Source organism: Stutzerimonas stutzeri (assembly GCF_024448715.1).
Classification (GTDB): Bacteria; Pseudomonadota; Gammaproteobacteria; order Pseudomonadales; family Pseudomonadaceae; genus Stutzerimonas; species Stutzerimonas stutzeri_AR.
In genome coordinates, this window is record NZ_JAMOHZ010000008.1 from 250877 (window position 1) to 276348 (window position 25472).

Annotated in this window: 37 protein-coding genes; 1 reads left to right on the top strand and 36 read right to left on the bottom strand. The window is 57.8% G+C overall.

The annotated features are described in order from the left end of the window. Positions 1 to 4: 4 nt before the first annotated feature. The 7 genes from NAV33_RS17985 to NAV33_RS18015 all read right to left on the bottom strand — a co-directional run bounded on the left by NAV33_RS17985 (position 5) and on the right by NAV33_RS18015 (position 6837). A complete protein-coding gene (locus NAV33_RS17985; protein WP_255982579.1) occupies positions 5 to 550 on the bottom strand; it encodes a MotA/TolQ/ExbB proton channel family protein in 546 nt (181 codons plus the stop codon). Further along, entirely contained in the window at positions 543 to 1889 is a 1347-nt protein-coding gene (locus NAV33_RS17990) for a MotA/TolQ/ExbB proton channel family protein (RefSeq protein ID WP_255982581.1), read from the bottom strand. Before NAV33_RS17990 ends, NAV33_RS17985 begins: the two co-directional genes overlap by 8 nt. Continuing rightward, a complete protein-coding gene (locus NAV33_RS17995) occupies positions 1886 to 2656 on the bottom strand; it encodes a DUF3450 domain-containing protein (protein WP_255982583.1) in 771 nt (256 codons plus the stop codon). Before NAV33_RS17995 ends, NAV33_RS17990 begins: the two co-directional genes overlap by 4 nt. 318 nt (positions 2657 to 2974) lie before the next feature. Further along, positions 2975 to 3904 carry an NAD-dependent epimerase/dehydratase family protein gene (locus tag NAV33_RS18000; RefSeq protein WP_255982585.1) on the bottom strand — a complete coding sequence of 310 codons (930 nt, stop codon included), beginning with the start codon at positions 3902 to 3904 and terminating at the stop codon, positions 2975 to 2977. Then, on the bottom strand, positions 3897 to 4781 hold the full coding sequence (locus NAV33_RS18005) for a sugar nucleotide-binding protein (protein WP_255982587.1): 885 nt from the start codon (positions 4779 to 4781) through the stop codon (positions 3897 to 3899). The genes NAV33_RS18000 and NAV33_RS18005 overlap by 8 nt, the downstream gene beginning before the upstream one ends. Before the next feature lie 10 nt (positions 4782 to 4791). After that, positions 4792 to 5286, bottom strand: a complete 495-nt coding sequence (locus tag NAV33_RS18010; RefSeq protein ID WP_255982589.1) for a single-stranded DNA-binding protein — start codon at positions 5284 to 5286, stop codon at positions 4792 to 4794. A gap of 183 nt (positions 5287 to 5469) precedes the next feature. Continuing rightward, positions 5470 to 6837 carry an MFS transporter gene (locus NAV33_RS18015; protein ID WP_255982591.1) on the bottom strand — a complete coding sequence of 456 codons (1368 nt, stop codon included), beginning with the start codon at positions 6835 to 6837 and terminating at the stop codon, positions 5470 to 5472. A 131-nt stretch (positions 6838 to 6968) separates the two neighbouring features. Here NAV33_RS18015 and uvrA point away from each other — a divergent pair, with 131 nt between their 5' ends. Beyond that, entirely contained in the window at positions 6969 to 9806 is a 2838-nt protein-coding gene (uvrA, locus tag NAV33_RS18020; RefSeq protein WP_255982593.1) for an excinuclease ABC subunit UvrA, read from the top strand. A gap of 200 nt (positions 9807 to 10006) precedes the next feature. Here the strand turns inward: uvrA and NAV33_RS18025 are convergent, their stop codons facing one another. From NAV33_RS18025 to rpsJ, 29 genes are all read right to left on the bottom strand, one after another. Next, positions 10007 to 11467, bottom strand: coding sequence for a catalase (locus NAV33_RS18025; RefSeq protein ID WP_255982595.1), 1461 nt, complete (start codon positions 11465 to 11467; stop codon positions 10007 to 10009). Between the two features lie 183 nt (positions 11468 to 11650). Then, complete coding sequence (gene rplQ / locus NAV33_RS18030) at positions 11651 to 12037, bottom strand: 50S ribosomal protein L17 (protein WP_255982597.1); 387 nt, start codon at positions 12035 to 12037, stop codon at positions 11651 to 11653. Positions 12038 to 12082: 45 nt separating this feature from the next. Continuing rightward, on the bottom strand, positions 12083 to 13084 hold the full coding sequence (locus NAV33_RS18035) for a DNA-directed RNA polymerase subunit alpha (RefSeq protein WP_019339960.1): 1002 nt from the start codon (positions 13082 to 13084) through the stop codon (positions 12083 to 12085). A gap of 22 nt (positions 13085 to 13106) precedes the next feature. Further along, on the bottom strand, positions 13107 to 13727 hold the full coding sequence (gene rpsD / locus NAV33_RS18040; RefSeq protein ID WP_255982599.1) for a 30S ribosomal protein S4: 621 nt from the start codon (positions 13725 to 13727) through the stop codon (positions 13107 to 13109). 17 nt (positions 13728 to 13744) lie between these two features. Continuing rightward, positions 13745 to 14134, bottom strand: coding sequence for a 30S ribosomal protein S11 (gene rpsK / locus NAV33_RS18045; RefSeq protein ID WP_014854207.1), 390 nt, complete (start codon positions 14132 to 14134; stop codon positions 13745 to 13747). A gap of 19 nt (positions 14135 to 14153) precedes the next feature. Continuing rightward, positions 14154 to 14510: a 30S ribosomal protein S13 gene (gene rpsM / locus NAV33_RS18050; protein ID WP_037025764.1), complete on the bottom strand. Its 357-nt coding sequence runs from the start codon at positions 14508 to 14510 to the stop codon at positions 14154 to 14156. A 131-nt stretch (positions 14511 to 14641) separates the two neighbouring features. Continuing rightward, positions 14642 to 14758 carry a 50S ribosomal protein L36 gene (gene rpmJ / locus NAV33_RS18055; RefSeq protein WP_014854209.1) on the bottom strand — a complete coding sequence of 39 codons (117 nt, stop codon included), beginning with the start codon at positions 14756 to 14758 and terminating at the stop codon, positions 14642 to 14644. Positions 14759 to 14786: 28 nt separating this feature from the next. Next, entirely contained in the window at positions 14787 to 16115 is a 1329-nt protein-coding gene (gene secY, locus NAV33_RS18060) for a preprotein translocase subunit SecY (RefSeq protein WP_255982602.1), read from the bottom strand. Then, on the bottom strand, positions 16116 to 16550 hold the full coding sequence (gene rplO / locus NAV33_RS18065) for a 50S ribosomal protein L15 (protein WP_102852780.1): 435 nt from the start codon (positions 16548 to 16550) through the stop codon (positions 16116 to 16118). 3 nt (positions 16551 to 16553) lie between these two features. Beyond that, on the bottom strand, positions 16554 to 16733 hold the full coding sequence (gene rpmD / locus NAV33_RS18070; RefSeq protein ID WP_003281818.1) for a 50S ribosomal protein L30: 180 nt from the start codon (positions 16731 to 16733) through the stop codon (positions 16554 to 16556). Positions 16734 to 16735: 2 nt separating this feature from the next. After that, positions 16736 to 17236, bottom strand: coding sequence for a 30S ribosomal protein S5 (gene rpsE / locus NAV33_RS18075; RefSeq protein ID WP_019339966.1), 501 nt, complete (start codon positions 17234 to 17236; stop codon positions 16736 to 16738). Between the two features lie 3 nt (positions 17237 to 17239). Beyond that, positions 17240 to 17590 carry a 50S ribosomal protein L18 gene (gene rplR / locus NAV33_RS18080; RefSeq protein ID WP_255982604.1) on the bottom strand — a complete coding sequence of 117 codons (351 nt, stop codon included), beginning with the start codon at positions 17588 to 17590 and terminating at the stop codon, positions 17240 to 17242. A gap of 10 nt (positions 17591 to 17600) precedes the next feature. Then, positions 17601 to 18134 carry a 50S ribosomal protein L6 gene (rplF, locus tag NAV33_RS18085; protein ID WP_025240350.1) on the bottom strand — a complete coding sequence of 178 codons (534 nt, stop codon included), beginning with the start codon at positions 18132 to 18134 and terminating at the stop codon, positions 17601 to 17603. A gap of 12 nt (positions 18135 to 18146) precedes the next feature. Beyond that, on the bottom strand, positions 18147 to 18539 hold the full coding sequence (gene rpsH / locus NAV33_RS18090) for a 30S ribosomal protein S8 (RefSeq protein WP_255982606.1): 393 nt from the start codon (positions 18537 to 18539) through the stop codon (positions 18147 to 18149). A gap of 189 nt (positions 18540 to 18728) precedes the next feature. Next, complete coding sequence (rpsN, locus tag NAV33_RS18095) at positions 18729 to 19034, bottom strand: 30S ribosomal protein S14 (RefSeq protein ID WP_255982608.1); 306 nt, start codon at positions 19032 to 19034, stop codon at positions 18729 to 18731. A gap of 13 nt (positions 19035 to 19047) precedes the next feature. After that, positions 19048 to 19587, bottom strand: coding sequence for a 50S ribosomal protein L5 (rplE, locus tag NAV33_RS18100; RefSeq protein ID WP_019339970.1), 540 nt, complete (start codon positions 19585 to 19587; stop codon positions 19048 to 19050). A 19-nt stretch (positions 19588 to 19606) separates the two neighbouring features. Beyond that, positions 19607 to 19921 (bottom strand): 50S ribosomal protein L24, encoded by a 315-nt coding sequence (gene rplX, locus NAV33_RS18105; protein WP_019339971.1) that lies wholly within the window; start codon positions 19919 to 19921, stop codon positions 19607 to 19609. 11 nt (positions 19922 to 19932) lie between these two features. After that, positions 19933 to 20301, bottom strand: coding sequence for a 50S ribosomal protein L14 (gene rplN, locus NAV33_RS18110; protein WP_003289207.1), 369 nt, complete (start codon positions 20299 to 20301; stop codon positions 19933 to 19935). Between the two features lie 23 nt (positions 20302 to 20324). After that, positions 20325 to 20591 carry a 30S ribosomal protein S17 gene (rpsQ, locus tag NAV33_RS18115; RefSeq protein WP_029404618.1) on the bottom strand — a complete coding sequence of 89 codons (267 nt, stop codon included), beginning with the start codon at positions 20589 to 20591 and terminating at the stop codon, positions 20325 to 20327. A 2-nt stretch (positions 20592 to 20593) separates the two neighbouring features. Beyond that, positions 20594 to 20785 (bottom strand): 50S ribosomal protein L29, encoded by a 192-nt coding sequence (rpmC, locus tag NAV33_RS18120; RefSeq protein ID WP_003289209.1) that lies wholly within the window; start codon positions 20783 to 20785, stop codon positions 20594 to 20596. Then, entirely contained in the window at positions 20785 to 21198 is a 414-nt protein-coding gene (gene rplP, locus NAV33_RS18125; RefSeq protein WP_021209374.1) for a 50S ribosomal protein L16, read from the bottom strand. Before rplP ends, rpmC begins: the two co-directional genes overlap by 1 nt. Before the next feature lie 12 nt (positions 21199 to 21210). Continuing rightward, the gene (rpsC, locus tag NAV33_RS18130) at positions 21211 to 21897 is read right to left on the bottom strand and encodes a 30S ribosomal protein S3 (RefSeq protein WP_021209375.1); all 687 of its coding nucleotides are present in this window, start codon (positions 21895 to 21897) and stop codon (positions 21211 to 21213) included. A gap of 13 nt (positions 21898 to 21910) precedes the next feature. Continuing rightward, on the bottom strand, positions 21911 to 22243 hold the full coding sequence (gene rplV / locus NAV33_RS18135) for a 50S ribosomal protein L22 (protein WP_003103908.1): 333 nt from the start codon (positions 22241 to 22243) through the stop codon (positions 21911 to 21913). A gap of 13 nt (positions 22244 to 22256) precedes the next feature. After that, the gene (gene rpsS, locus NAV33_RS18140; protein ID WP_021209376.1) at positions 22257 to 22532 is read right to left on the bottom strand and encodes a 30S ribosomal protein S19; all 276 of its coding nucleotides are present in this window, start codon (positions 22530 to 22532) and stop codon (positions 22257 to 22259) included. Positions 22533 to 22548: 16 nt separating this feature from the next. Continuing rightward, positions 22549 to 23370, bottom strand: coding sequence for a 50S ribosomal protein L2 (gene rplB / locus NAV33_RS18145; RefSeq protein ID WP_045430586.1), 822 nt, complete (start codon positions 23368 to 23370; stop codon positions 22549 to 22551). Positions 23371 to 23384: 14 nt separating this feature from the next. Next, complete coding sequence (gene rplW / locus NAV33_RS18150; RefSeq protein ID WP_021209378.1) at positions 23385 to 23684, bottom strand: 50S ribosomal protein L23; 300 nt, start codon at positions 23682 to 23684, stop codon at positions 23385 to 23387. Then, the gene (rplD, locus tag NAV33_RS18155) at positions 23681 to 24283 is read right to left on the bottom strand and encodes a 50S ribosomal protein L4 (RefSeq protein WP_255982612.1); all 603 of its coding nucleotides are present in this window, start codon (positions 24281 to 24283) and stop codon (positions 23681 to 23683) included. The genes rplW and rplD overlap by 4 nt, the downstream gene beginning before the upstream one ends. Before the next feature lie 12 nt (positions 24284 to 24295). Next, positions 24296 to 24931 (bottom strand): 50S ribosomal protein L3, encoded by a 636-nt coding sequence (rplC, locus tag NAV33_RS18160; protein ID WP_255982614.1) that lies wholly within the window; start codon positions 24929 to 24931, stop codon positions 24296 to 24298. Between the two features lie 81 nt (positions 24932 to 25012). Then, positions 25013 to 25324 carry a 30S ribosomal protein S10 gene (gene rpsJ, locus NAV33_RS18165; RefSeq protein ID WP_003186070.1) on the bottom strand — a complete coding sequence of 104 codons (312 nt, stop codon included), beginning with the start codon at positions 25322 to 25324 and terminating at the stop codon, positions 25013 to 25015. Positions 25325 to 25472 lie beyond the last annotated feature (148 nt).

Here is a 25472-nt window from a genome sequence, read left to right on the forward strand (position 1 = left end):
ATCCTCAATCGTGACGCAGCTGGTCGGCCAGCCGGTCGAGAGCCTGTCGCGAAATACGTTCGAGACGCGCCAGGCTGAACAGTCCAGTAATAGCCAGCACCATGCCGGCCATGGTCGGCAGGGTCGCCTGCCAGACGCCCGCGGCCATGCCACGGGGATTGCCGGTGCCGTTGAGTGCCAGCACATCGAATACGGCAATCATGCCGCTGACGGTGCCGAGCAGGCCCAGCAGCGGATACATCGCGACCAAGGTCTTGCTCATCCGCAGCGGGCCGGCGAGTTGCTGCTGCGCCTGGGCCAGCCAGGCGCTACGCACCGCGCGCTGCCAGTTGCCAGGCTCACGATCCAACTGCGCCCAGGCCTCGCGGCGGGCTTCGACCCAGCGCGGAAACACTCGGCGCATAAACCACAGGCGCTCGAACACCAGCGTCCAATAGAGCACGCACAAGGCAGCCAGCGCCCACATCACCGCGCCGCCGGCCGCCATGAAATCGAGCAGCGAGTAAGCGCTATCGATCAGGCGCAGCCAGTGCCCGTGCAGATCAGTCACGACGTGGCGCCCCCGACAGATGCAGTGCAATCAGGCCAGCGCTCTGTTGCTCGAGCAACTGAATCAGCGCCTTGCTACGACTGGCGAGCAGGCTGTGCAGAAACAGCAGCGGAATCGCTACCACCAGTCCCAGCACGGTGGTTACCAGCGCCTGAGAGATACCGTCGGCCATCAGTCGCGAATCACCACCACCGCTCTGGGTAATCGCCTGGAAGGTCACGATCATGCCAGTCACTGTGCCCAGCAGGCCGAGCAATGGCGCCACCGCACTAAGCAATTTGAGCAACGGCTGACCGCGCTCCAGTGGCGGCGTTTCCTGGAGAATCGCCTCGTCAAGCTTCAATTCCAGGGTTTCCAGATCCGACAGTTGTGGCTTGGGACCAAGCACACCAATGATTCGACCCAGCGGGTTATCGTCACGCGGCTGGCTGAGTGCACGCATCTGCCGGCCAACGGCGCGGCCGACACCGGTCAGATAGACCATGCGCCAAATTGCAAGCAACAGGCCGACAACGCCCAGCACGATAATCACCCAACCGACCAGACCGCCCTGTTGAACACGATCCCACAGCTGTGGCTGGCGCTGCAGCTGCGCCAGCAAAGAGCCGCGGCTCGGGTCGATCGGCAAGGTGGCCAACGCATCATTGCTGCTCAGATAGTCGTCGACCATATTAATGCCGGCTGGCTGGCGGCTCGGCATCAGCAACTCGCCCGCATCGCTGTCATAACGCAGGAAGTTCTCATTGGTGAACGCAGAGAAATTGCCAACACGCAGCACCGACTGCTCGCTTCGCTGGCCATCGGCGCCCACCACGGGGAGTTCAACGCGCTCGACCTGACCGCTGGCGGTGAGGTCTTCGAGCAGCGTCATCCAGAAACTGTCGAGGTCGTCCGCTGAGGGCAGCGTGCGGCTTTCAGCCAGCGCGTTGAGACGATCGAGCCGATCGGGGTATTGCGCGTTGAGCAGACTGTCCTGCCATTGGCCAGCAACGTCGCCTGCGCTCTGACGGACCACGCCGAACAGCTCACCGAGATGGCCGACCCGCTGTGCCAGGAGCTTTTCCTGCTCGGCCAGTTCAGTTTCCTGACGGTCGAATTCAGCTTTCAGACGCTCGGCTTCGGCCTTCTGCTTTTCAAGCGCGGCATTAGCGCTAGCCAGTAGCTGCGCCTGTTCGCTGCGATTCTGAATGAAGGATTGTTCGCGCGCCTGCATGGCATCGACTTCCGCGGCGCGCTCGCTGCGAATGCGTTGCAGCAACTGGTCCGGACTTAGAGGCTCGGCCGCCTGCGCCAGAGCGGGTAACAGGCCGATGAAAAATAGCGTGAACATACGGCTCATTGCGCAGCCTCCTTGGCCAAGGTCTTGATAGGCAATTCGAGCCAAGTAGGCGCCTGTTGCTGACGGGCAATGGCGATGGCCTTGGTGAGCGGCCGGCGCGCGCTGCCGTCGAGCACTTCCCAGGCGTGGGTTTGCGAATTCCACCACCCACTCTCATGGGCATCGAGCGTCTGGTAATAAAGCATCGTCCGCCCCAATCGCAAGAATTCGACGCTGCGAGTTCCGCCCTCTACGGGCAGCTCGCCGCGCCAGGCTTCCAGGGTTCGGCCGTAGTCACTCTCGATCTGATAGGCCTCGAGGATGCGGCGATATTTCTCGGCCAGGCTGACGTCGGCACGCACTTGCATGTCCTGCAGACTGGCCAAGCGATCGGCGCGCTCGTCGGGAAGAAACGGCAGATCAGCCTCAATGAACTCACCAAGCACATCGATCATCCGCCCCATCTGCGGCGCGACGGCTTCCTGGGTACGTTCGATGCTATCCAGTTGACGTTGGAACCCTTCGAGTTCCTTGCGCTGCGCCACGGTGAGCTCGGTCAGTTGCGCGTTGTAGGCCTTCAGGGCCTCGGCCTGCTGCACAGCATTGCGGTACTCGTTGAGCATTTGCCGCGTGGCATCGTCGAGCTGCTCGATGCGCGCTTGCGACGCTTTGGCCTCAGCGGCCAGGCGCTGACTTTCCTCCAACGCTGCATCCAACGGAGCGGCCTGTAGCGGCAGGCATAACAACAACAGCACGCCTGCGAACAAGCGAGTCGGGTACTGATTCATGCGGGGTGGATCCTCGGTTCACGGCAATCTCAGAGCGTTACTTTATAACACTTCCGGCATGCGCCGCAGCCAATTCATCATGGCGACGCCCGATCTGATATTACGGCGGATTCAGAAAGAGAAACATTATCATCCGCAACCAGAGGACAAAGCAACCTGATCAATGTTGCCAAGGGCTGGCTGTGGGATTATGTGCAGAAGAAGAACGAACTAGAGGCACGGCAGCGCCAGCGCCCAAAAATTTTACGAATCCGTCAATTGCTGACTTGCAAAAACAATAAAGGCGCCCTCGGCGCCTTTATTGTTTCTACCGCTCCACTAGCGACCTAGCAGCTTTGCCAAACCGCTGCGCATGTCAGTTATCGGCTCCGGCAGCTGGAAGTGTTGTAGCAGTCGCGCATTGTTCGCACGCGAATGACGAATGTCGCCGCTCCGCGCGTCTTTGTAACTGACCGACGGCAACTCGCCCAAAACATCGCCGATCGCTGCCAGTAACTGGCTCAGGCTAGTGGCGCGATTCAACCCAACGTTGACCGCACCAGCTTCAACACTTGGTTTTTCCAGTGCCTGCACCAGTAACTCGACCAGATCGCCGACATAGACGAAATCGCGAGTCTGCTCACCATCACCAAACACAGTGATCGGCAGTCCCTGCTGCGCGCGCTCGGTGAAGATGCTGATCACGCCCGAGTATGGCGAGGACGGATCCTGACGCGGCCCGTAGATGTTGAAGAAGCGAAACACCACCGGCTCCAGACCATGCTGGCGGCGATAAAAATCGAGATAGTGCTCACTGGCGAGCTTGTCCGCCGCGTATGGGGTCAGCGGTGCTTTTGGCGTTTGTTCGTCAATCGGCTGCCCTTCACCATTGTTGCCGTAGACAGCTGCACTCGAGGCGAAGACAACTCGCCTTACGCCCTCCTCGCGCATCGCTTCGCACAGGTTCAGGGTGCCGACCAGATTGCTCTGATGCGTCCCGACCGGGTCATCGACCGATGCTTGTACCGATGCAACAGCAGCCAGATGCACCACGGCTTGGCATCCCTGAATCGTACGGCGAACAAGCTGCGCATCGGCCACGTCGCCCTCGATGAGCTCGACGCGGGCGTCGTCCGGCAAATTGCTGCGCTTGCCAGTGGAAAGATTGTCCAGCACTCGGACCGAGTAGCCGCGAGCGACAAGCGCATCAATCAGATTCGAACCGATGAAGCCGGCTCCGCCTGTAACCAGAATAGGTGATTCAGCCATGACGGTAGTAACGCTCCAGCAGGCTCGGCAGTCCGGCGCGCCAGGCACGCGGCTTGATGCCGAAGGTATTGAAGATTTTCTTGCAGGCCAGTACGCCATGCTGCGGCTCGTCCGCAGCATCGGGACAAGCGGCGTGAGCGACGGGGGTCAGGCTGCTGATTTTCAGCTGGCGATGCTGAGCGGCCTCAGCGAGCAGCGCCTGGCCGACAACCAGCGGGGTCGATGCCTCGTGCCCACCATAGTGATAGGTTCCCCAGAGCGGCACCTGACAATCCAGCTGCTTCAATACGGCCAGGATGACCCTCGCCGCATCTTCAACAGGCGTAGGGTTGCCACGGCGGTCATCGGCCAGACACAGCTCATCGCCCTGCTCGAGACGTTGGAGAAAGCGCCCTAGCAAGCCGTCCTGACTGTCATCCAGCAACCAGCCGAACCGCAGCAGAACGTGTCGCGGGCAGAGCGCACGAACACTCTGTTCGATACGCCAAAGTGCGTGGCTGCGCGCATCCAGAGGCGCGACTTCATCCTTTTCGCTGTAAGCGGTGGTGCGAGCCCCGTCGAATACGCGGTAGCTGGACGGCTGCATCAGCACGAACTGATGGTGCTGGCCTAGCTCCGCCAGCCGCTCTACTGCTCGTTCCTGATTAACAAGTACGGCCTCATCGACATGGCCACTCTGAAACCAGTCGAAGTAGTAGGCAAGGTTGATTACGACATCCGGACGGTTGTCGTCGAGCAGTTCGGTCAGACTAGGCGCGTCCCATCCCTGATCGGGTGGGCGCGGTGCGAGGAAGCCGATGTCTTCCTCGGCACCGAGGCGGATAAGCGCCTGACCCAGGGCATTGCCGCCGCCCAACAGCATCAGGCGCATTCGCATTGAGTGGACTCTAGAACGGGATATCGTCGTCGAAACTGTCGTAGTCCGGTGCTGGCTGCTGAGCCGGCTGCGGCTGGGACTGCGGACGCGATTGCTGCTGCGGTTGCGAGTCACGCTGCGGACGCGGCTGGGATTGGCGAGGGGCATCGTCGGAGTTGCCACCGCGGCCGCCGAGCAGCTGCATGGTGCCGCCCATGTCGACTACCACTTCCGTGGTGTAGCGCTTGACACCGTCTTTTTCCCACTCGCGAGTCTGCAGGCGTCCCTCGATGTAGCACTGAGAGCCCTTGCGCAGATACTCACCGGCGATTTCGGCAACCTTGCCGAACAGTACGACACGGTGCCATTCGGTGCGTTCCTGCTGCTGACCGGTCTGCTTGTCTTTCCAGCTGTCGGTGGTGGCCAGCGTGATGTTGGTCACCGCATTGCCATTGGGCATGTAGCGGGTTTCCGGGTCGCCGCCGACATTGCCGATCAAGATGACTTTATTCACCCCTCTGGCCATGGGTAACTCCTTTGCTCAAACATGAATTAGGTTGGCTCACTGGAGAGAATCCCTGCAAACAGGAAAAAGCCAATGACCGCGAATCTTACCTCACCGCCCCATGCCGGCCAACCGGCGCGACTTCACGATATGGGAATCTGGACAGCTTGATGGTGGCTGATGCTCACAATGCAGCCAGACTAATCAGGCAACCAGACGATCAAGCGCAGCCCGATCCAGCGCCCGCATGTCGACCTTGACATAGGCAGCCGCTTCCTCGGTAATCACCACGGCATCCGACACGCCCGGAACCGCCAACATTTGCTCAGCGAGAGCAGGATTAATCGCGGCGTCAGCCGACAATGGCAGGCGCAGGCCGGTAACGTACGGTGGCTCGCGCATGCCCCAGGCAACCATCAACCACAGCGCGCAAAGCGCCGCGCAACCGATAAAAACCAGCCCTAGACCACCCTGCTGATAGAACCAACCACCAAAAATGCCGCCAATGCCAGCACCAAGAAACTGACTGGTGGAGTAAACCCCCATCGCCGTGCCCTTGCCACCAGCTGGCGCGACCTTGCTGATCAGCGAGGGCAGCGATGCCTCCAGCAGATTGAAAGCGATGAAGAACACGATCATGCCACCGACTAGCGACCAGAGACGATCACCGAACCACCAGAAGAACACCTCGGCCAACAGCAGCACGCTAACGGCTCCTAACAGGACGCGCTTCATCTGACGCTTCTTCTCGCCATAAATGATGAAGGGCACCATGCCGAAGAAACCAACCACCAGGGCCGTGAGGTAGACCCACCAGTGTTCGTCCTTGGGTAACGCCGCTTCCTCTACCAGCGCCAACGGCAGTGCAACGAAACTGGCCATGAGGATGGCATGCAGGATAAAAATGCTGAAGTCCAGTCGCAACAGATCTGAATGGCGCAGCGTTGCACCAAGAGCCTGCTTGGCGACACCTGATTCCCGATGGCGCAGATGCTGGTGAGCGCGCGGCAATGTGGCGACAACCAGCGCCCCCATCAGAGCCATCCCGGCAGTCGTCCAGAATAATCCGGACAGACCGAAAGCGCGGGTCAGCAGAGGACCGACGACCATCGCCACCGCGAACGAAATGCCGATGCTCATGCCAATCATCGCCATCGCCTTGGTGCGATGCTGCTCGCGTGTGAGATCCGACAACAGCGCCATCACCGCGGCCGAGATCGCCCCGGCACCCTGCAGGATGCGGCCAGCAATTACGCCCCAGATAGAATCGGCCGTCGCCGCCAATACTGCCCCCGCGGCGAAGATCAGCAAGCCGAAATAGATCACCGGCAGGCGGCCGATCCGATCAGAGAGCATGCCGAACGGAATTTGCAGCATCGCCTGGGTCAAACCATAAGCACCAATAGCGAGACCAATCAGCGCCGGTGTAGCACCCTGCAGATCCATGCCGTAGGTCGCCAGCACTGGCAGCACCATGAACATGCCGAGCATGCGAAACGCGAAAACCAGGGCCAGCCCGGATGCTGCGCGGGTTTCGCTGGAGCTCATTCGCTCGCTGTAAGGATCCTGCATGGAGGGTCTCGCTTCAATGAACCGGCGGCGATTCTAACAGTCATCCCCTGCGCGGCACAGGCGCGCTATTTTGCCGCGACGTCGCCTTCGGCCGTATAATTTCGGGTTTTCGCCCGCCAAGCGAGGCTGCTTTGGACAAGATTCTGATTCGTGGGGCTCGTACCCATAACCTGAAGAACATCGACCTGACCCTGCCGCGCGACAAGCTGATCGTGATTACCGGCCTGTCCGGTTCCGGTAAGTCCTCTCTGGCGTTCGATACGCTTTATGCCGAAGGACAGCGGCGCTACGTCGAGTCGCTTTCGGCATATGCCCGGCAATTCCTCTCGATGATGGAAAAGCCCGACGTAGATACCATCGAAGGGCTGTCCCCTGCGATCTCCATCGAGCAGAAGTCCACCTCACACAATCCGCGTTCCACGGTCGGCACCATCACCGAGATCTACGATTACCTGAGACTGCTCTATGCCCGAGTAGGCACCCCGCGCTGTCCCGACCACGACGCCCCGCTGGAGGCGCAGACCGTCAGCCAGATGGTCGATCAAGTATTGGCACTACCGGAGGGCCGCAAGCTGATGCTGCTGGCGCCGGTGATTCGCGAGCGCAAAGGCGAACACCTGGCGGTATTCGACGAACTGCGCGCTCAGGGTTTCGTCCGCGCGCGGGTCAATGGCCGGCTATACGAGCTCGATGAGCTGCCAAAACTGGATAAGCAGAAGAAGCATTCCATCGACGTGGTGGTAGATCGCTTCAAGGTACGCAGCGATTTGCAACAGCGTCTCGCCGAATCCTTCGAAACAGCACTCAAGCTGGCCGACGGCATCGCGTTGGTCGCCTCGATGGAAGAGGAAGACGACAGCGAGGAAATGATCTTTTCCGCACGCTTCGCCTGCCCGATCTGCGGTCATTCGATCAGCGAACTCGAGCCCAAGCTGTTCTCGTTCAACAATCCGGCCGGGGCCTGTCCGACCTGTGACGGCCTCGGGGTCAAACAGTTCTTCGACGCCAAGCGCCTGGTCAATGGCGAACTGACGCTGGCCGAGGGCGCGATTCGCGGCTGGGATCGGCGCAACGTCTATTACTTCCAGATGCTGGGCTCACTCGCCACGCATTACGGTTTCAGTCTCGAGGAGCCTTTTGATTCTCTCCCGGCGGAGCAGCAGAAAGCCGTTTTGCGCGGCAGCGGGAAGGAGAACGTGGACTTCCGCTACTTGAATGATCGCGGCGACATCGTCAAACGTTCACACCCCTTCGAGGGAATCATCCCCAACCTCGAGCGCCGCTATCGGGAAACCGAGTCCAACTCGGTGCGCGAAGAGTTGGCCAAATACCTCAGCACCCAGCCCTGCCCAGAATGCCGAGGCACCCGCCTACGCCGCGAAGCGCGCCATGTATGGGTAGGCGACAAGACTCTGCCGGCAGTGACCGGACTGCCGATAGGCGATGCTACCGAATACTTTGGCGGTCTCTCTCTGTCGGGCCGTCGCGGCGAAATTGCCGACAAGATTCTCAAGGAAATCCGCGAGCGTCTGCAGTTTCTGGTCAACGTCGGTCTCGACTACCTAACCCTGGACCGCAGCGCCGATACCTTATCTGGTGGCGAGGCGCAGCGTATCCGTTTGGCCAGCCAGATCGGAGCGGGTCTGGTCGGAGTGATGTACATCCTTGACGAACCCTCGATCGGCCTGCACCAACGCGACAACGAACGCCTGCTCGGCACCCTGCGCCACCTGCGGGACATCGGCAATACCGTGATCGTCGTCGAGCACGACGAAGACGCCATAAGGCTTGCCGATTATGTAGTCGACATCGGCCCCGGTGCCGGCGTGCACGGCGGGCAAATTGTCGCCGAGGGCACACCCGACGAGGTGATGAACAATCCTGCCTCGCTTACTGGCGGCTATCTGTCCGGACGGGTGAAGATTCTCTATCCTGCCGAGCGCACCCCACGCGACGCCAGCAAACTACTCAAACTCAAAGGCGCGCGTGGCAACAATCTACGCAACGTCGATCTGGAAATTCCAGTCGGGCTGCTCACCTGTATCACCGGTGTCTCCGGCTCGGGCAAGTCGACGCTGATCAACAACACGCTGTTCCCCATAACCGCCACAGCCTTGAACGGCGCAACGACACTTGAAGTCGCGCCCCATGACTCGTTTGACGGCCTGCAACATCTGGATAAGGTGGTGGATATCGATCAGAGCCCGATCGGCCGCACACCACGTTCCAATCCTGCAACCTATACCGGCTTGTTTACGCCTATTCGCGAGCTGTTCGCCGGCGTACCCGAAGCACGCTCGCGCGGTTACGGACCCGGCCGTTTCTCGTTCAACGTTAAGGGCGGCCGCTGCGAAGCCTGCCAGGGCGATGGCGTGATCAAGGTGGAGATGCACTTCCTGCCGGACATTTATGTTCCTTGCGATGTGTGTAAGGGCAAGCGCTACAACCGCGAAACCTTGGAAGTGAAGTACAAGGGCAAGAGCATTACCGAAGTGCTGGACATGACGATCGAGGAGGCTCGGGAGTTTTTCGATCCGGTACCGGCCGTCGCGCGGAAGCTACAAACACTAATGGATGTGGGCTTGTCGTACATCAAGCTGGGGCAAAGCGCGACCACGCTTTCCGGCGGCGAGGCGCAGCGGGTCAAGCTCTCTCGAGAGCTGTCCAAGCGCGATACAGGCAAGACGCTTTACATCCTTGATGAACCCACCACCGGCTTACACTTCGCCGATATCCAGCAACTGCTCGACGTGCTGCACCGGCTGCGCGACCACGGCAACACAGTCGTGGTGATCGAGCACAACCTGGACGTGATCAAGACCGCTGACTGGCTCGTCGATCTAGGCCCCGAAGGCGGATCGAAAGGCGGGCAGATTATAGCTACCGGCACGCCCGAGGAAGTTGCGCGAATGCCGCAATCACATACCGGTCACTTCCTCAAGCCGCTGCTGGAGCGAGATAAGGTCTAGGATTTGTAGCCGTTCACTGCGCACCGTGATGAAACGGCTACAGCTCTTAACACGGCCGCAAAGCCCCCGGATGAGCATCAGCGCTCACGTCCTGTATCGATAGATTAGCTCGCTCGAGCGTGTTCAACCCGCCCTTACCGCGCCCCGAAAACGAAGAAGCCCTTAGCAGTTGCCACGGGCTTCTTTATGCGGCGTGCTGATCAGGCCAGCGCTTCCTCGACCGGGAGATCAAGAGCGCTGGCGATGCCAGCACCATAGCCTGGGTCAGCCAGGTAGCAATGCTTGATGTGCCGCAGCTTGATATGGCGCGCCGCATCACCCATGGCCCGCGCCGTGTTCTCGAATAGACGTTGTTGCTCATCCGCATTCATCAGCCGGAACAGATCGCCCGGCTGGGTGAAATAGTCAGCATCATCTGCGCGATAATCGTAACGGGCAGCGGCACCTTCGAGCGCCAGCGGCGGCTCGCTAAAGTCAGGCTGTTCCCGCCATTCGCCGTAAGTGTTCGGCTCGTAGTGCAAGCGACCACCGTGATTGCCATCGACCCGCATCGCACCATCGCGATGATAGCTATGCACTGGACAACGCGGCGCATTGACCGGGATCTGGTGATGATTGACACCTAGCCGGTAGCGCTGTGCATCGCCGTAGGAGAACAGACGCCCCTGCAGCATGCGATCCGGCGAGAAGCTGATGCCCGGCACTACGTTCGCGGGCGTGAATGCTGCCTGCTCGACATCCTGGAAGTAGTTGTCGGCATTGCGGTTGAGCTCGTAGTAACCCACTTCGATCAGCGGGTAATCCTTCTTCGACCAGACCTTGGTCAGATCGAACGGATGGAAGCGATAGCTTGCCGCCTCGGCTTCGGGCATCACCTGCACATACATGGTCCAGCGTGGAAAATCGCCACGCTCAATAGCCTCGAACAGGTCGCGCTGAGAGCTTTCACGATCGCCCGCAACAATCGCGGCGGCTTCAGCATCGGTAAGGTTCTTGATGCCCTGCTGGGTCTTGAAATGGAACTTGACCCAGTAGCGCTGGTTATCGGCACTGATGAAGCTGTAGGTGTGCGAGCCGAAACCGTGCATGTGTCGGTAGGAAGCTGGGATCCCTCGATCACCCATCACATAGGTAATCTGGTGCAGCGCTTCGGGCAGGCTGGTCCAGAAGTCCCAATTATTGTTGGCGCTGCGCATGTTAGTGCGCGGGTCGCGCTTGACCGCGTGGTTCAGGTCGGGAAATTTCAGCGGATCGCGAAAAAAGAAGACCGGCGTGTTGTTGCCGACCATGTCCCAATTGCCCTGCTCGGTATAAAACTTCAGGGCATAACCACGGATATCCCGCTCGGCATCGGCGGCGCCACGCTCGCCTGCCACAGTAGAGAAACGCGCGAACATCGACGTCTTTTTTCCAATTTTGGAGAATATTGTCGCCTTGGTGTAGCGGGTGATGTCGTGGGTAACCACGAACTCGCCAAAGGCGCCAGAGCCCTTGGCATGCATGCGCCGCTCGGGAATCACTTCACGATCAAAGTGTGCAAGCTTCTCCAGAAACCAAACATCTTGCAGCAGCATCGGGCCACGTGAGCCGGCGGTCATGGAATTCTGGTTTTCAGCCACCGGCGCGCCGGCGACGGTCGTCAATCTGGGCTTGTCAGTCATGTTGGCTCCTTGAACGGCAGTCCATAAATACAGCGAAACCGGTGATACCGGCGGTACGGGGAGCATCATAGGAAGCCAGGCGAACCGGGGCCAATGCGTTGAATCAAAACCCTCGATAGAAAAAATCCAGATATAAAAAAACCGAGCCTGGAGGCTCGGTTTTTTGTTCCGAAAAGCTGGAGCTTATTCGGATGCTTCCACTTCACCGGTAACCGGACGGTCGACCAGTTCGACGTAAGCCATCGGTGCATTGTCCCCGGCACGGAAGCCGCACTTGAGGATGCGCAGATAACCACCCTGACGGGTGGCATAACGCGGGCCTAGATCACTGAACAATTTACCGACGATAGCCTTCGAACGGGTACGGTCGAAAGCCAGACGACGATTGGCAACGCTGTCTTCCTTGGCCAAGGTGATCAGCGGCTCTGCAACACGACGCAGCTCCTTGGCCTTGGGCAGAGTAGTCTTGATCAGTTCGTGCTCGAACAGCGACACCGCCATGTTCTGAAACATAGCCTTGCGATGTGCGCTTGTGCGGCTGAGATGACGGCCACTTTTACGATGACGCATGATTGAAATTCCTTACCAAACGATCAGTTCGGTGACTAGGGACGATCAGGCCGTAGCCTTATCGTCCTTCTTGAGACTTGCCGGCGGCCAATTGTCGAGGCGCATACCGAGGGACAGACCACGGGAAGCCAGAACGTCTTTGATTTCGGTCAGAGACTTCTTGCCCAAATTCGGCGTTTTTAACAGCTCTACTTCAGTGCGCTGAATCAGGTCACCGATGTAGTAGATGTTTTCTGCCTTGAGGCAGTTTGCCGACCGCACGGTCAGTTCCAAGTCATCAACTGGACGCAACAGGATCGGATCGATCTCGTCTTCCTGTTCGACCACGACCGGCTCGCTGTCACCCTTGAGGTCGACGAACGCGGCCAACTGCTGCTGCAGAATGGTCGCGGCACGACGGATCGCTTCTTCAGGATCCAGGGTTCCGTTGGTTTCCAGATCGATGACCAGCTTGTCCAAGTTAGTACGCTGCTCAACACGAGCGTTTTCGACAACATAAGCTACGCGACGAACCGGGCTGAAAGTTGCGTCGAGCTGAAGACGGCCAATACTGCGGCTTTCATCTTCATCGCTCTGGCGCGCGTCTGCTGGCTCGTAACCACGGCCGCGAGCGACCTTGAGCTTCATGTTGATCGACCCATTAGCCGCCAGGTTGGCGATCAGGTGATCACCATTGACGATTTCGACATCGTGATCCAGCTGGATATCGGCAGCGGTAACAGCGCCCGCGCCCTTCTTCACCAGGCTCAAGGTCACTTCATCACGGCCATGCAGCTTGATGGCGATACCTTTGAGATTCAGCAGGATTTCGATTACATCTTCCTGCACGCCCTCGATGGCGCTGTACTCGTGGAGCACACCGTCGATCTCAGCCTCGACCACAGCGCAGCCGGGCATGGAGGACAACAGAATGCGACGCAGCGCGTTGCCCAGAGTATGGCCGAAACCACGCTCGAGAGGCTCGAGCGTAATCTTGGCACGGGTCGGACTGACCACCTGCACATCGATATGGCGGGGGGTCAGGAACTCATTTACCGAAATCTGCATGGATACACCTATTTTCTAGCCCTTACTTGGAGTAGAGCTCGACAATCAGGTTTTCGTTGATGTCGGCGGACAGATCACTGCGAGCCGGAACATTCTTGAAAACACCGGATTTCTTGTCGGTATCTACTTCGACCCACTCAACGCGACCGCGCTGTACGCACAGTTCCAGGGCTTGGGCGATACGCAGCTGGTTACGGCACTTCTCACGGACGGCGACAACATCACCCGCCTTCACTTGGAAGGACGGAACATTAACGGTCTTGCCGTTAACACTGATTGCCTTGTGGGAAACTAGCTGACGCGATTCGGCACGAGTAGAGCCGAAGCCCATGCGGTAAACCACGTTGTCCAGACGGCATTCCAACAGTTGCAGCAGGTTTTCACCGGTAGCGCCCTTACGACTGGCCGCTTCCTTGTAATAACCGCTGAACTGGCGCTCAAGCACGCCATAGATACGGCGGACTTTCTGCTTTTCACGCAGCTGAGTACCGTAGTCAGACAGGCGACCACGACGCTGACCATGAACACCCGGCGGGGTTTCGATGTTGCACTTTGATTCGAGCGCGCGCGCACCACTCTTCAGAAAGAGATCGGTGCCTTCACGACGAGACAGTTTGCACTTGGGACCAATATAACGAGCCATTTCTCACTGTCTCCTGATTACACGCGGCGCTTCTTCGGCGGACGGCACCCGTTGTGCGGGATCGGCGTCACGTCGGTGATGCTGGCGATTTTATAACCACAGCCGTTCAATGCACGAACAGCAGATTCACGACCCGGACCTGGCCCCTTGACGTTGACGTCGAGGTTCTTCAGACCATATTCCAGTGCAGCCTGACCGGCACGCTCTGCGGCTACCTGAGCAGCGAACGGGGTGCTTTTACGCGAACCGCGGAAGCCCGAGCCACCGGACGTCGCCCAGGACAACGCGTTACCCTGGCGATCGGTGATCGTGATGATGGTGTTATTGAAAGACGCATGGATGTGGGCGATGCCATCAACCACTGTCTTTTTGACTTTTTTACGAGGACGAGCAGCAGGTTTTGCCATTACTTAAATTCCTACGCGATTACTTGCGGATCGGCTTGCGCGGGCCCTTACGGGTGCGAGCGTTGGTCTTGGTACGCTGACCGCGCACCGGCAGACCACGACGATGGCGCAGGCCGCGGTAGCAACCCAGGTCCATCAAGCGCTTGATCTTCATGTTGACTTCGCGACGCAGATCACCTTCAACGATGAACTTGGCCACTTCGCCGCGCAGCAGTTCGACCTGCTCGTCGGAGAGATCCTTGATTTTTGCTGCCGGATTTACGCCGGTAGCGGCGCAGATAGACTGCGCACGGGTGCGACCAACACCATAGATGTAGGTCAGCGAGATAACAGTGTGCTTGTTATCCGGAATGTTTACGCCTGCAATACGGGCCATTCAGTGAAACTCCAATTGACAGCTACCCAACGCCCCGGAAGCCAAGAAAAGGGCGCGAGATACTAACGCTGTAATAACAAATAATCAACCCGGCAGCGCACTAGCTGCCGGGCTCGAGCCTTAGCTCACAATCAGCCTTGGCGCTGTTTGTGACGCGGTTCTGCGCTGCAGATCACCCGAACGACGCCTTCGCGACGGACGATTTTGCAGTTGCGGCACAGTTTTTTGACCGATGCACGAACTTTCATGACCAACTCCTAGAACCTTACGGACAAGTCAGCGAAGCATTCCGCTGCCATAACCCTTCAGGTTGGCTTTTTTCATCAGGGAATCATACTGGTGAGACATGAGGTGCGATTGCACTTGGGACATGAAGTCCATTACAACCACAACCACGATCAGCAACGATGTCCCGCCAAGGTAGAACGGAACGTTTGCTGCCACCACAAGGAACTGAGGTAGCAGACATACGGCCGTCATGTAGAGGGCACCGAACATGGTCAAGCGAGTCAGTACGCCATCGATATAGCGCGCCGACTGCTCACCAGGACGAATCCCTGGGATAAACGCACCGGACTTCTTCAGGTTCTCCGCAACGTCTTTAGGATTGAACATCAATGCCGTGTAGAAGAAGCAGAAAAAGATGATACCGGCGCTGAACAACAAGATATTCAACGGCTGACCAGGCGCGATCGATTGAGACACATCAGCCAGCCAGCCCATGCTTTCCGACTGGCCAAACCATTGCCCCAGCGAAGCGGGGAATAACAGAATACTGCTAGCAAAGATCGCAGGAATGACACCGGCCATGTTCACTTTCAGCGGCAAGTGGCTGGTCTGCGCAGCAAAAACCTTCCGACCTTGCTGACGCTTGGCGTAGTGCACGGCTATACGCCGCTGACCACGCTCAATGAACACCACAAAACCAATGATCGCAACGGCCAGGAGCCCGACAGCCAGCAGCGCGATGATATTGACATCACCTTGCCGCGCAGACTCGAACGACTGCCCTAAAGCACCGGGCAGACCAGCGACGATACCAGCAAAAATCAGCATCGAGATACCGTTACCAACACCTCGCTCGGTAATCTGCTCACCCAACCACATCATGAACATCGCACCAGCCACGAAGGTGGTGATAGCCACGAAGTAGAAGCCGAAGTCGTTACTGAAAGCGACACCCTGGCCAGCTAGACCGACCGACATACCTATAGCCTGCACAATAGCCAGCACCAGCGTACCGTAACGCGTGTACTGGCTTATCTTGCGACGGCCCGCCTCGCCTTCTTTCTTCAACTGTTCCAGTTGAGGACTAACAGCGGTCATGAGCTGCATGATGATCGATGCCGAAATGTACGGCATGATCCCCAAGGCAAAAATACTCATGCGCTCTAGCGCACCACCGGAAAACATGTTGAACAAGCTAAGGATGGTCCCTTCGTTCTGACGGAACAGCTCGGCCAACCTGTCGGGATTGATCCCCGGCACCGGGATGTGCGCGCCGACTCGATAGACGATGATCGCCATCAGCAGAAAACGCAGACGAGCCCAGAGTTCAGACAGCCCGCCATTACTCAGCGCGGAGAGAGCACCTTGCTTAGCCATTTATTCCTCGAACTTGCCGCCAGCTGCTTCGATAGCCGCACGCGCACCTTTGGTGGCGGCGATACCCTTCAGAGTTACCGCACGACCAACCTCACCGGACAGCATGATCTTCACACGCTGGACGTTCTGATTGATGACGTTGGCATCCTTGAGGCTCTGCACGGTTACGACATCGCCTTGCACTTTGGCCAGCTCGGAGGTGCGCACTTCAGCACGATCCATGGCTTTCAGGGAGACGAAGCCGAACTTCGGCAGACGGCGATGCAAAGGCTGCTGGCCGCCTTCGAAACCGGGAGCGATCTTACCGCCGGAGCGGGAAGTCTGACCCTTGTGACCACGGCCGCCAGTCTTACCGAGGCCGCTACCAATGCCACGACCCGGACGCAGCTTCTCGCGACGGGCACCTGGCGCAGAACGCAGATCGTTCAGTTGCATGGCTTAGCCCTCCACACGGAGCATGTAATAAGCCTTGTTGATCATGCCGCGATTTTCAGGGGTATCCTGAACCTCGACGGTGTGACCGATGCGACGTAGGCCGAGGCCCTTGACGCAAAGCTTGTGATTGGGGATACGACCGCTGACGCTTTTGATCAGCGTGACCTTAACGGTGTTAGCCATGATCAGGAAATCTCCTCGACGCTCTTGCCACGCTTCGCAGCAATCGACTCAGGCGACTGCATGGCCTTCAAGCCCTTGAAGGTGGCATGAACTACGTTCACCGGATTGGTGGAGCCGTAGCACTTGGCCAAGACGTTCTGCACGCCAGCAACTTCCAGAATGGCACGCATCGCGCCACCGGCAATAACACCGGTACCTTCGGAAGCAGGCTGCATGTACACCTTCGACGCGCCATGCGCGGCCTTGGTGGCGTACTGCAGCGTCGTGCCGTTCAGGTCAACCTGGATCATGTTGCGGCGAGCCGCCTCCATGGCCTTCTGAATGGCAGCCGGCACTTCGCGGGACTTGCCGCGACCGAAACCTACACGACCCTTACCATCACCCACCACCGTCAATGCAGTGAAAGTGAAGATACGACCACCTTTTACAGTCTTGGCGACGCGGTTAACTTGAACCAGCTTCTCAATGTAGCCTTCGTCGCGCTTTTGCTCGTTATATGCCATAACTTAGAACTCCAGCCCGCCTTCACGAGCAGCATCAGCCAGTGCCTTAACACGACCGTGGTACTTGAAGCCAGAACGGTCGAACGCCACCTGGGTGACACCTGCGGCCTTAGCGCGCTCAGCGACCAGCTGACCAACTTTCTTAGCAGCGTCGACGTTGCCTGTGGCACCGCTACGCAATTCTTTGTCCAGAGTCGAGGCGCTGGCCAGGACCTTGCCGCCGTCGGCCGAAAGCACCTGGGCGTAGATGTGCTGGGAAGAGCGGTACACACAAAGGCGTACGGTTTCCAGCTCGCGCATCTTCAGGCGTGCCTTGCGAGCGCGACGCAGACGAGTAACTTTCTTTACGCTCATTTGCTATGCCCTACTTCTTCTTAGCTTCTTTACGACGGACCACTTCGTCCGAGTAACGCACGCCTTTGCCCTTGTAAGGCTCTGGGCGACGGAAGTCACGGATTTCAGCAGCCACCTGACCGACAAGTTGCTTATCGACACCCTTGATCAAGATATCGGTCTGGCTTGGGGTCTCAGCGGTAACGCCTTGCGGTAGTTCATATTCCACCGGGTGCGAGAAGCCGAGAGCCAGGGACAGCACTTGACCTTTGGCTTGCGCCTTGTAACCAACACCAACCAGCTGGAGCTTACGCTCGAAGCCCTGGCTGACGCCGATCACCATGTTGTTAACCAGCGCACGGGTGGTACCGGCCATGGCACGGTTCTGCTGATCGCCATTACGCGCAGCAAAACGGAGCTCACCGGCCTCGTGGATCACTTCCACAGACGAGTGCACATTCAGTTCGAGAGTGCCCTTGGCACCCTTCACCGAAAGCTGCTGGCCGGCCATGTTGAATTCAACACCAGCGGGCAGCTTGACGGGGTTCTTAGCAACGCGAGACATGCTTATCCCCCCTTAGAACACTGTGCAAAGCACTTCGCCGCCAACGCCAGCAGCGCGAGCAGCCCGATCAGTCATCACACCTTTGTTGGTGGACACGATCGAAACACCCAGACCGCCGCGAACCTTCGGCAACTGGTCAACGGATTTGTACTGGCGAAGGCCAGGACGACTTACGCGCTTGAGCTCCTCGATGACCGGACGGCCTTCGAAATACTTAAGCTCGATGGACAGCTGCGGCTTGGCGTCGCTGCTGACGTTGTATCCTGCGATATAGCCTTCACCTTGAAGAACGTCGGCTACAGCCACCTTCAGAGTGGAAGACGGCATGCTTACGACGGACTTTTCGGCCATCTGGGCATTACGGATACGAGTTAGCATGTCCGCTAACGGGTCCTGCATACTCATGGGCACTTGGCTCCTAATACGAAAAAATAAGCCCGCAAGGGCTCGTGTCGCCCGCTAGATAGAGCCAACGCCATAGACGTGGCTCGGGCGAGCCGGACATTCTAGAGACACTTCAGAAACGAATCAAGCCCCGTAAGGGGCTTGATAGAAAACAGCGCCAGCGGCGATGAAGCCGCCGGTCACTTGTTTTTACCAGCTGGCTTTGACCAGACCTGGAACGTCACCACGCATCGCAGCCTGACGCAGCATGTTACGCGCAAGACCAAACTTGCGATAAACACCATGCGGACGACCGGTCAGACGACACCGGTTACGCAAGCGGGAAGCGCTTGCATCACGCGGTTGCTTCTGCAGAGCTACCTGAGCCTCCCAGCGCGCTTCCGGAGAGGACTCTGGATTAGCGATGGTTGCCTTCAGTGCGGCACGCTTCTGAGCGTATTTGGCAACCGTTTGCTGACGCTTCAGCTCGCGGTTCTTCATGCTTTGCTTAGCCATGCGCCTACTCCAATCAGTTACGGAACGGAAAATTGAAAGCACGCAGCAGTGCGCGACCTTCTTCATCCGTCCGAGCGGTGGTAGTCAGCGTGATGTCCAGACCACGCAGGGCATCGATCTTGTCGTAATCGATTTCCGGGAAGATGATCTGCTCCTTCACACCCATGCTGTAGTTGCCACGGCCGTCGAACGACTTGGCATTCAAGCCGCGAAAATCGCGAACCCGAGGCAGGGAGATGGACAGCAGACGGTCCAGGAATTCGTACATACGATCGCTGCGCAATGTCACCTTGACGCCGATCGGCCATCCTTCGCGGACTTTGAAGCCTGCGATGGACTTACGAGCGTGAGTCACGACGACCTTCTGGCCGGTGATCTTTTCCAGGTCGGCAACTGCGTTGTCGATGATCTTCTTGTCACCGATCGCTTCGCCGATACCCATGTTCAGGGTGATCTTGGTGATGCGCGGAACTTCCATCACATTACCCAGCTGAAGCTCTTCCTTCAGCTTGGGAGCGATTTGCTTCCGATAAACTTCTTTTAGTCGTGCCATGGTTATCTACCTAGCAGTCTCAAGCTTCAACCGGCTTTTGGGTCGACTTGAAGACACGAATTTTCTTGCCGTCTTCTACTTTGAAACCAACGCGGTCAGCCTTGTTGGTTTCGCCGTTGAAAATAGCGACGTTAGAGGCGTGCAGAGGCGCCTCTTTTTCGACGATACCGCCCTGGACGCCCGACATCGGGTTCGGCTTGGTATGACGCTTCACGAGATTGATACCACCGACGACCAGACGGTCGTCAGCGAGAACTCGGAGCACCTTACCGCGCTTGCCCTTGTCTTTGCCGGCGATGACGATGATCTCGTCGTTGCGACGAATCTTTTGCATGCGGCTTCTCCTTACAGCACTTCAGGCGCGAGCGAGACGATTTTCATGAACTTCTCGGAACGAAGTTCACGCGTCACTGGCCCGAAAATACGGGTGCCAATAGGCTCCTGCTTGTTGTTCAACAGAACAGCAGCGTTGCCATCGAAGCGAATGATGGAGCCGTCCGGACGGCGAACACCGTGACGGGTACGGACCACGACAGCAGTCATTACCTGGCCTTTTTTGACCTTGCCACGCGGAATCGCTTCCTTGACGGTAACCTTGATGATGTCGCCGATGCCGGCGTAACGGCGGTGTGAACCGCCGAGAACCTTGATACACATGACGCGACGAGCGCCACTGTTATCCGCCACATCGAGCATTGATTGAGTCTGAATCATATTATTTCTCCGACCCTTAGCCCTTAGACTTCGACGGCACGTTCGACGACATCAACCAACATCCAGCACTTGGTCTTCGCCAGAGGACGAGTCTCGCGAATCGTGACCTTGTCACCGATACGGCACTGGTTGGTTTCGTCGTGAGCGTGCAGTTTGGTCGAACGCTTCACGTATTTACCGTAGATCGGGTGCTTGACGCGACGCTCGATCAGAACGGTGATGCTTTTGTCCATCTTGTCGCTGACGACGCGGCCAGTCAGCGTGCGGACAGTTTTTTCAACTTCAGCCATGATCACTTACCTGCCTGCTGGTTGAGCACAGTCTTGACACGAGCGATGTCGCGCTTGACTTGCGAGAGCAGGTGAGACTGCCCCAACTGGCCAGTTGCTTTCTGCATGCGCAGATTGAACTGGTCGCGCAGCAGCTCGAGCAGTTGCTCGTTTAGCTGCTGAGCGGATTTTTCACGAAGTTCATTCGCTTTCATCACATCACCGTCCGCTTAACAAAGGAGGTGGCGAGCGGCAGCTTTGCAGCAGCCAGGGCGAATGCCTCACGCGCCAGCTCTTCGGAAACACCCTCGATTTCGTAGAGCACCTTGCCCGGTTGAATCTGAGCTACCCAGTACTCGACGTTACCCTTACCTTTACCCATCCGAACTTCCAGAGGTTTTTTGGTAACAGGCTTGTCGGGGAATACGCGGATCCAGATTTTGCCGCCACGCTTTACGTGACGGGTCAACGCACGACGTGCGGACTCGATCTGGCGCGCGGTGAGACGACCACGAGCGACAGACTTCAGAGCGAACTCGCCGAAGCTGACTTTGCTACCGCGCTGAGCCAGGCCACGGTTGTGACCAGTCATCTGCTTGCGGAATTTTGTACGCTTTGGTTGCAACATTTGGCGTACTCCTTACTTGGCAGCTTTTTTACGAGGCGCAGGCGCTTGCGGCTTGAGCTCTTCATGGCGACCACCAATCACTTCGCCTTTGAAGATCCAGACCTTGACGCCGATCACACCGTATGTGGTGTGCGCTTCGTAGGTGTTGTAGTCGATATCGGCACGCAGGGTGTGCAGCGGCACACGACCTTCCCGATACCATTCCGTACGGGCGATTTCAGCCCCACCCAGACGACCGCTCACCTGGATCTTGATGCCTTTGGCACCAATGCGGATCGCGTTCTGTACGGCGCGCTTCATGGCGCGACGGAACATCACACGACGTTCCAGCTGCTGAGCGACGTTCTGTGCTACCAGCATTGCATCGAGTTCCGGCTTGCGGATTTCTTCGATGTTGATGTGCACAGGCACACCCATTTTCTTGGTCAGGTCCTGACGCAGCTTCTCAACATCTTCACCTTTCTTGCCGATCACGATGCCGGGACGAGCGGTGTGGATGGTGATACGTGCTGTCTGAGCCGGACGATGGATATCGATACGGCTTACGGACGCGCTTTTTAATTTGTCTTGGAGGTACTCACGTACGTTCAGATCTGCAAGCAGATAATCGGCGTACGTACGACCATCTGCATACCAGACGGAAGTGTGCTCCTTGACGATTCCCAGGCGAATGCCAGTGGGATGTACTTTCTGACCCATCTGATCGACTCCGTTACTTGTCCGCAACCTTGACAGTGATATGGCAAGACCGCTTGACGATGCGATCAGCGCGGCCTTTGGCACGCGGCATGATGCGCTTAAGCGAACGCCCTTCGTTGACGAAGACGGTGGAGACCTTCAGGTCATCCACGTCGGCGCCTTCGTTGTGCTCGGCGTTGGCTACAGCCGACTCCAGCACTTTCTTCATGATCTCGGCGGCTTTCTTACTGCTGAAAGCCAGCAGGTTGAGCGCTTCGCCCACCTTCTTCCCGCGGATCTGGTCGGCGACCAGGCGGGCTTTCTGGGCGGAGATGCGAGCGCCCGACAACTTAGCGGCTACTTCCATCTTTCCTTACCCCTTAGCGCTTGCCTTTCTTGTCCGCTACGTGCCCGCGATAAGTGCGGGTACCAGCGAACTCGCCGAGTTTGTGGCCGACCATGTCTTCGCTCACGAGAACGGGAACATGTTGACGACCGTTATGCACAGCGATGGTCAAACCGACCATTTGCGGCAGGATCATCGAACGGCGCGACCAGGTTTTAACCGGCTTGCGATCGTTCTTTTCCATCGCCACTTCGACCTTCTTCAATAGGTGAAGATCGATAAAAGGACCTTTTTTCAGAGAACGCGGCACTGTCGTATCCCTCTAGTTACTTGCGACGACGGACGATCATGTTATCGGTGCGCTTGTTAGAGCGAGTCTTCGCGCCCTTGGTCGGGAAGCCCCATGGCGACACCGGATGACGACCACCGGAGGTACGACCCTCACCACCACCGTGGGGGTGATCGACCGGGTTCATTGCCACACCGCGAACGGTCGGGCGAACACCACGCCAGCGCTTGGCACCAGCTTTACCCAGCGAACGCAGGCTGTGCTCGGAATTCGAGACTTCGCCCAGAGTCGCACGGCATTCAGCCAGCACTTTACGCATCTCGCCGGAGCGAAGACGCAGAGTCACGTAGGCACCTTCACGAGCGACCAACTGAGCCGAAGCACCAGCGGAACGAGCAATTTGAGCACCCTTGCCCGGCTTGAGCTCAACACCGTGAACGGTAGAACCCAGCGGAATGTTACGCAGCGGCAGACTGTTGCCAGCCTTGATCGGCGCGTTAACGCCGGAGAGCAGCTGATCGCCAGCAGTTACGCCCTTAGGCGCGATGATGTAGCGACGCTCACCGTCCGCGTACTTCAGCAGCGCGATGTGCGCAGTACGGTTCGGATCGTATTCAACGCGCTCGACGACGGCAGGAATGCCATCCTTGTTGCGCCGGAAATCGACCAGACGATAATGCTGCTTGTGTCCACCACCGATATGACGGGTAGTAATACGACCGTTGTTGTTACGACCGCCAGACTTCGACTTCTTCTCGAGCAGCGGAGCATAAGGAGCGCCTTTATGCAGCTCCTGATTGACCACCTTGACCACGAAACGGCGGCCCGCGGAAGTCGGTTTGCATTTAACGATTGCCATGATGCCCCCCTTCCTTACTCAGCGTTGCCGGAGAAATCGAGATCCTGGCCCGGCTGAAGCGCGATGTACGCCTTCTTCCAGTCGTTACGCTTGCCCAGACCGCGAGCGGTGCGCTTGGTCTTGCCCTGAACATTCAGGGTACTGACCTTGGCCACCTTCACGTTGAACAGGCTTTCGACGGCCTTCTTGATTTCCAGCTTGGTTGCATCAGTAGCAACCTTGAAAACGAACTGGCTCTTGCTGTCGGCCAGCATGGTTGCCTTCTCGGAGACGTGCGGGCCAAGCAGGACTTTGAATACGCGTTCCTGGTTCATCCCAGCAGCTCCTCGAATTTCTTCACAGCCGACACGGTGATCAACACCTTGTCATAGGCGATCAGGCTGACAGGATCCGAACCTTGCACATCGCGTACATCGACGTGAGGCAGGTTGCGAGCCGCCAGATAAAGATTCTGATCAACAGCATCGGAAACGATCAGCACATCGTTCAGACCCATGTCAGTCAGCTTGTTAGCAAGCAGCTTGGTCTTGGGGCTGTCGACAGCGAAGTCTTCCACAACGACCAGACGCTCAGAGCGCACTAGCTCGGAGAGGATGGAGCGCAGCGCTGCGCGATACATCTTCTTGTTGAGCTTCTGATCATGGTTCTGCGGACGGGCTGCGAAAGTCACACCACCGCCACGCCAGATCGGACCACGTGAAGTACCGGCACGAGCGCGACCAGTACCCTTCTGACGCCAGGGACGCTTGCCGCCACCGGACACATCGGAGCGAGTCTTCTGCTGCTTGCTACCCTGACGACCGCCAGCCATGTAGGCGACGACTGCCTGGTGCACCAGCGTCTCATTGAACTCACCACCAAAGGTTTGCTCGGAGACTTCGATGGCTTGTGCGCCATTAACATTCAATTGCATGTGAACTCCCCCTTACCCGCGAGCCTTGGCAGCCGGACGCACAACAACGTCACCACCAGTGGCGCCGGGCACTGCACCCTTGACCAACAGCAGATTACGCTCAGCATCGACACGCACGATTTCCAGGGACTGCACGGTTACGCGCTCGGCGCCCATGTGCCCGGACATCTTCTTGCCCTTGAAAACGCGGCCTGGAGTCTGGCACTGGCCAATCGAACCCGGAACGCGGTGGGATACGGAGTTACCGTGAGTATTGTCCTGACCACGAAAATTCCAGCGCTTAATGGTACCGGCAAAGCCTTTACCTTTGGACTGACCGGTGACATCCACCATCTGTCCAGCCTGGAAGATTTCAGCGTTGATCTGGTCACCAGCCTGGAATTCCTCGCCATCAAGACGGAACTCCCAAACGCCACGACCGGCAGCTACGTTCGCCTTCGCGAAGTGACCAGCCTGAGCTTTGGTAACACGGGACGCGCGACGCTCGCCGACAGTGACCTGTACGGCGCGATAGCCATCGCTCTCTTCATTCTTGAACTGAGTGACGCGATTCGGCTCGATCTCGATGACCGTAACCGGAATAGAGACACCATCTTCGGTGAAAACGCGGGTCATACCGCATTTACGACCGACTACACCAATAGTCATGTTGTAACCTCTTGAGTGTACGGGGCTTTCACCCGCTATGGCCGCCCATTTCAGAGCGTTACACGACTAAAACTCTAGGTTTTAGCCGAGGCTGATCTGCACTTCCACACCAGCCGCAAGATCAAGCTTCATCAGCGCATCGACGGTCTTATCAGTCGGCTGAACGATGTCCAGCACACGCTTATGAGTACGGATCTCATACTGGTCGCGCGCATCTTTGTTGACGTGCGGAGAAACCAGAACAGTGAACCGCTCTTTGCGGGTTGGCAGTGGAATCGGACCACGCACCTGAGCACCAGTACGCTTCGCGGTTTCCACGATTTCCTGGGTTGATTGATCGATCAGGCGATGGTCAAAAGCCTTCAACCGAATACGGATTTGTTGGTTTTGCATTTTGACCTCAGACTCCAATTAGCCATCCCTACCAGGCGCAATACGCCCGGTAAAAGGAGGCGCAATTGTACGGATGCGTCCAGGGGGTGTCAATAAATGATCAATAATAGAAAAAGGGCCCCGAAGGACCCTTTCCGACATCGAAAAT

What these genes read in the sequence shown, in the direction of transcription:
- NAV33_RS17990 (WP_255982581.1), bottom strand. Translation starts at nt 1,889, where the DNA reads ATGAGCCGTATGTTCACGCTATTTTTCATCGGCCTGTTACCCGCTCTG.
- NAV33_RS17995 (WP_255982583.1), bottom strand. Translation starts at nt 2,656, where the DNA reads ATGAATCAGTACCCGACTCGCTTGTTCGCAGGCGTGCTGTTGTTGTTA.
- NAV33_RS18000 (WP_255982585.1), bottom strand. Translation starts at nt 3,904, where the DNA reads ATGGCTGAATCACCTATTCTGGTTACAGGCGGAGCCGGCTTCATCGGT.
- NAV33_RS18005 (WP_255982587.1), bottom strand. Translation starts at nt 4,781, where the DNA reads ATGCGAATGCGCCTGATGCTGTTGGGCGGCGGCAATGCCCTGGGTCAG.
- NAV33_RS18010 (WP_255982589.1), bottom strand. Translation starts at nt 5,286, where the DNA reads ATGGCCAGAGGGGTGAATAAAGTCATCTTGATCGGCAATGTCGGCGGC.
- NAV33_RS18015 (WP_255982591.1), bottom strand. Translation starts at nt 6,837, where the DNA reads ATGCAGGATCCTTACAGCGAGCGAATGAGCTCCAGCGAAACCCGCGCA.
- NAV33_RS18025 (WP_255982595.1), bottom strand. Translation starts at nt 11,467, where the DNA reads ATGACTGACAAGCCCAGATTGACGACCGTCGCCGGCGCGCCGGTGGCT.
- rplQ (WP_255982597.1), bottom strand. Translation starts at nt 12,037, where the DNA reads ATGCGTCATCGTAAAAGTGGCCGTCATCTCAGCCGCACAAGCGCACAT.
- NAV33_RS18035 (WP_019339960.1), bottom strand. Translation starts at nt 13,084, where the DNA reads ATGCAGATTTCGGTAAATGAGTTCCTGACCCCCCGCCATATCGATGTG.
- rpsD (WP_255982599.1), bottom strand. Translation starts at nt 13,727, where the DNA reads ATGGCTCGTTATATTGGTCCCAAGTGCAAACTGTCTCGTCGTGAAGGC.
- rpsK (WP_014854207.1), bottom strand. Translation starts at nt 14,134, where the DNA reads ATGGCAAAACCTGCTGCTCGTCCTCGTAAAAAAGTCAAAAAGACAGTG.
- rpsM (WP_037025764.1), bottom strand. Translation starts at nt 14,510, where the DNA reads ATGGCCCGTATTGCAGGCGTAAACATTCCGGATAACAAGCACACTGTT.
- rpmJ (WP_014854209.1), bottom strand. Translation starts at nt 14,758, where the DNA reads ATGAAAGTTCGTGCATCGGTCAAAAAACTGTGCCGCAACTGCAAAATC.
- secY (WP_255982602.1), bottom strand. Translation starts at nt 16,115, where the DNA reads ATGGCTAAGCAAGGTGCTCTCTCCGCGCTGAGTAATGGCGGGCTGTCT.
- rplO (WP_102852780.1), bottom strand. Translation starts at nt 16,550, where the DNA reads ATGCAACTGAACGATCTGCGTTCTGCGCCAGGTGCCCGTCGCGAGAAG.
- rpmD (WP_003281818.1), bottom strand. Translation starts at nt 16,733, where the DNA reads ATGGCTAACACCGTTAAGGTCACGCTGATCAAAAGCGTCAGCGGTCGT.
- rpsE (WP_019339966.1), bottom strand. Translation starts at nt 17,236, where the DNA reads ATGGCATATAACGAGCAAAAGCGCGACGAAGGCTACATTGAGAAGCTG.
- rplR (WP_255982604.1), bottom strand. Translation starts at nt 17,590, where the DNA reads ATGAGCGTAAAGAAAGTTACTCGTCTGCGTCGCGCTCGCAAGGCACGC.
- rplF (WP_025240350.1), bottom strand. Translation starts at nt 18,134, where the DNA reads ATGTCTCGCGTTGCTAAGAACCCCGTCAAGCTGCCCGCTGGTGTTGAA.
- rpsH (WP_255982606.1), bottom strand. Translation starts at nt 18,539, where the DNA reads ATGAGTATGCAGGACCCGTTAGCGGACATGCTAACTCGTATCCGTAAT.
- rpsN (WP_255982608.1), bottom strand. Translation starts at nt 19,034, where the DNA reads ATGGCTAAGCAAAGCATGAAGAACCGCGAGCTGAAGCGTCAGCAAACG.
- rplE (WP_019339970.1), bottom strand. Translation starts at nt 19,587, where the DNA reads ATGGCACGACTAAAAGAAGTTTATCGGAAGCAAATCGCTCCCAAGCTG.
- rplX (WP_019339971.1), bottom strand. Translation starts at nt 19,921, where the DNA reads ATGCAAAAGATTCGTCGCAACGACGAGATCATCGTCATCGCCGGCAAA.
- rplN (WP_003289207.1), bottom strand. Translation starts at nt 20,301, where the DNA reads ATGATTCAGACTCAATCAATGCTCGATGTGGCGGATAACAGTGGCGCT.
- rpsQ (WP_029404618.1), bottom strand. Translation starts at nt 20,591, where the DNA reads ATGGCTGAAGTTGAAAAAACTGTCCGCACGCTGACTGGCCGCGTCGTC.
- rpmC (WP_003289209.1), bottom strand. Translation starts at nt 20,785, where the DNA reads ATGAAAGCGAATGAACTTCGTGAAAAATCCGCTCAGCAGCTAAACGAG.
- rplP (WP_021209374.1), bottom strand. Translation starts at nt 21,198, where the DNA reads ATGTTGCAACCAAAGCGTACAAAATTCCGCAAGCAGATGACTGGTCAC.
- rpsC (WP_021209375.1), bottom strand. Translation starts at nt 21,897, where the DNA reads ATGGGTCAGAAAGTACATCCCACTGGCATTCGCCTGGGAATCGTCAAG.
- rplV (WP_003103908.1), bottom strand. Translation starts at nt 22,243, where the DNA reads ATGGAAGTAGCCGCTAAGTTGTCGGGCGCTCGCATCTCCGCCCAGAAA.
- rplB (WP_045430586.1), bottom strand. Translation starts at nt 23,370, where the DNA reads ATGGCAATCGTTAAATGCAAACCGACTTCCGCGGGCCGCCGTTTCGTG.
- rplW (WP_021209378.1), bottom strand. Translation starts at nt 23,684, where the DNA reads ATGAACCAGGAACGCGTATTCAAAGTCCTGCTTGGCCCGCACGTCTCC.
- rplD (WP_255982612.1), bottom strand. Translation starts at nt 24,283, where the DNA reads ATGCAATTGAATGTTAATGGCGCACAAGCCATCGAAGTCTCCGAGCAA.
- rplC (WP_255982614.1), bottom strand. Translation starts at nt 24,931, where the DNA reads ATGACTATTGGTGTAGTCGGTCGTAAATGCGGTATGACCCGCGTTTTC.
- rpsJ (WP_003186070.1), bottom strand. Translation starts at nt 25,324, where the DNA reads ATGCAAAACCAACAAATCCGTATTCGGTTGAAGGCTTTTGACCATCGC.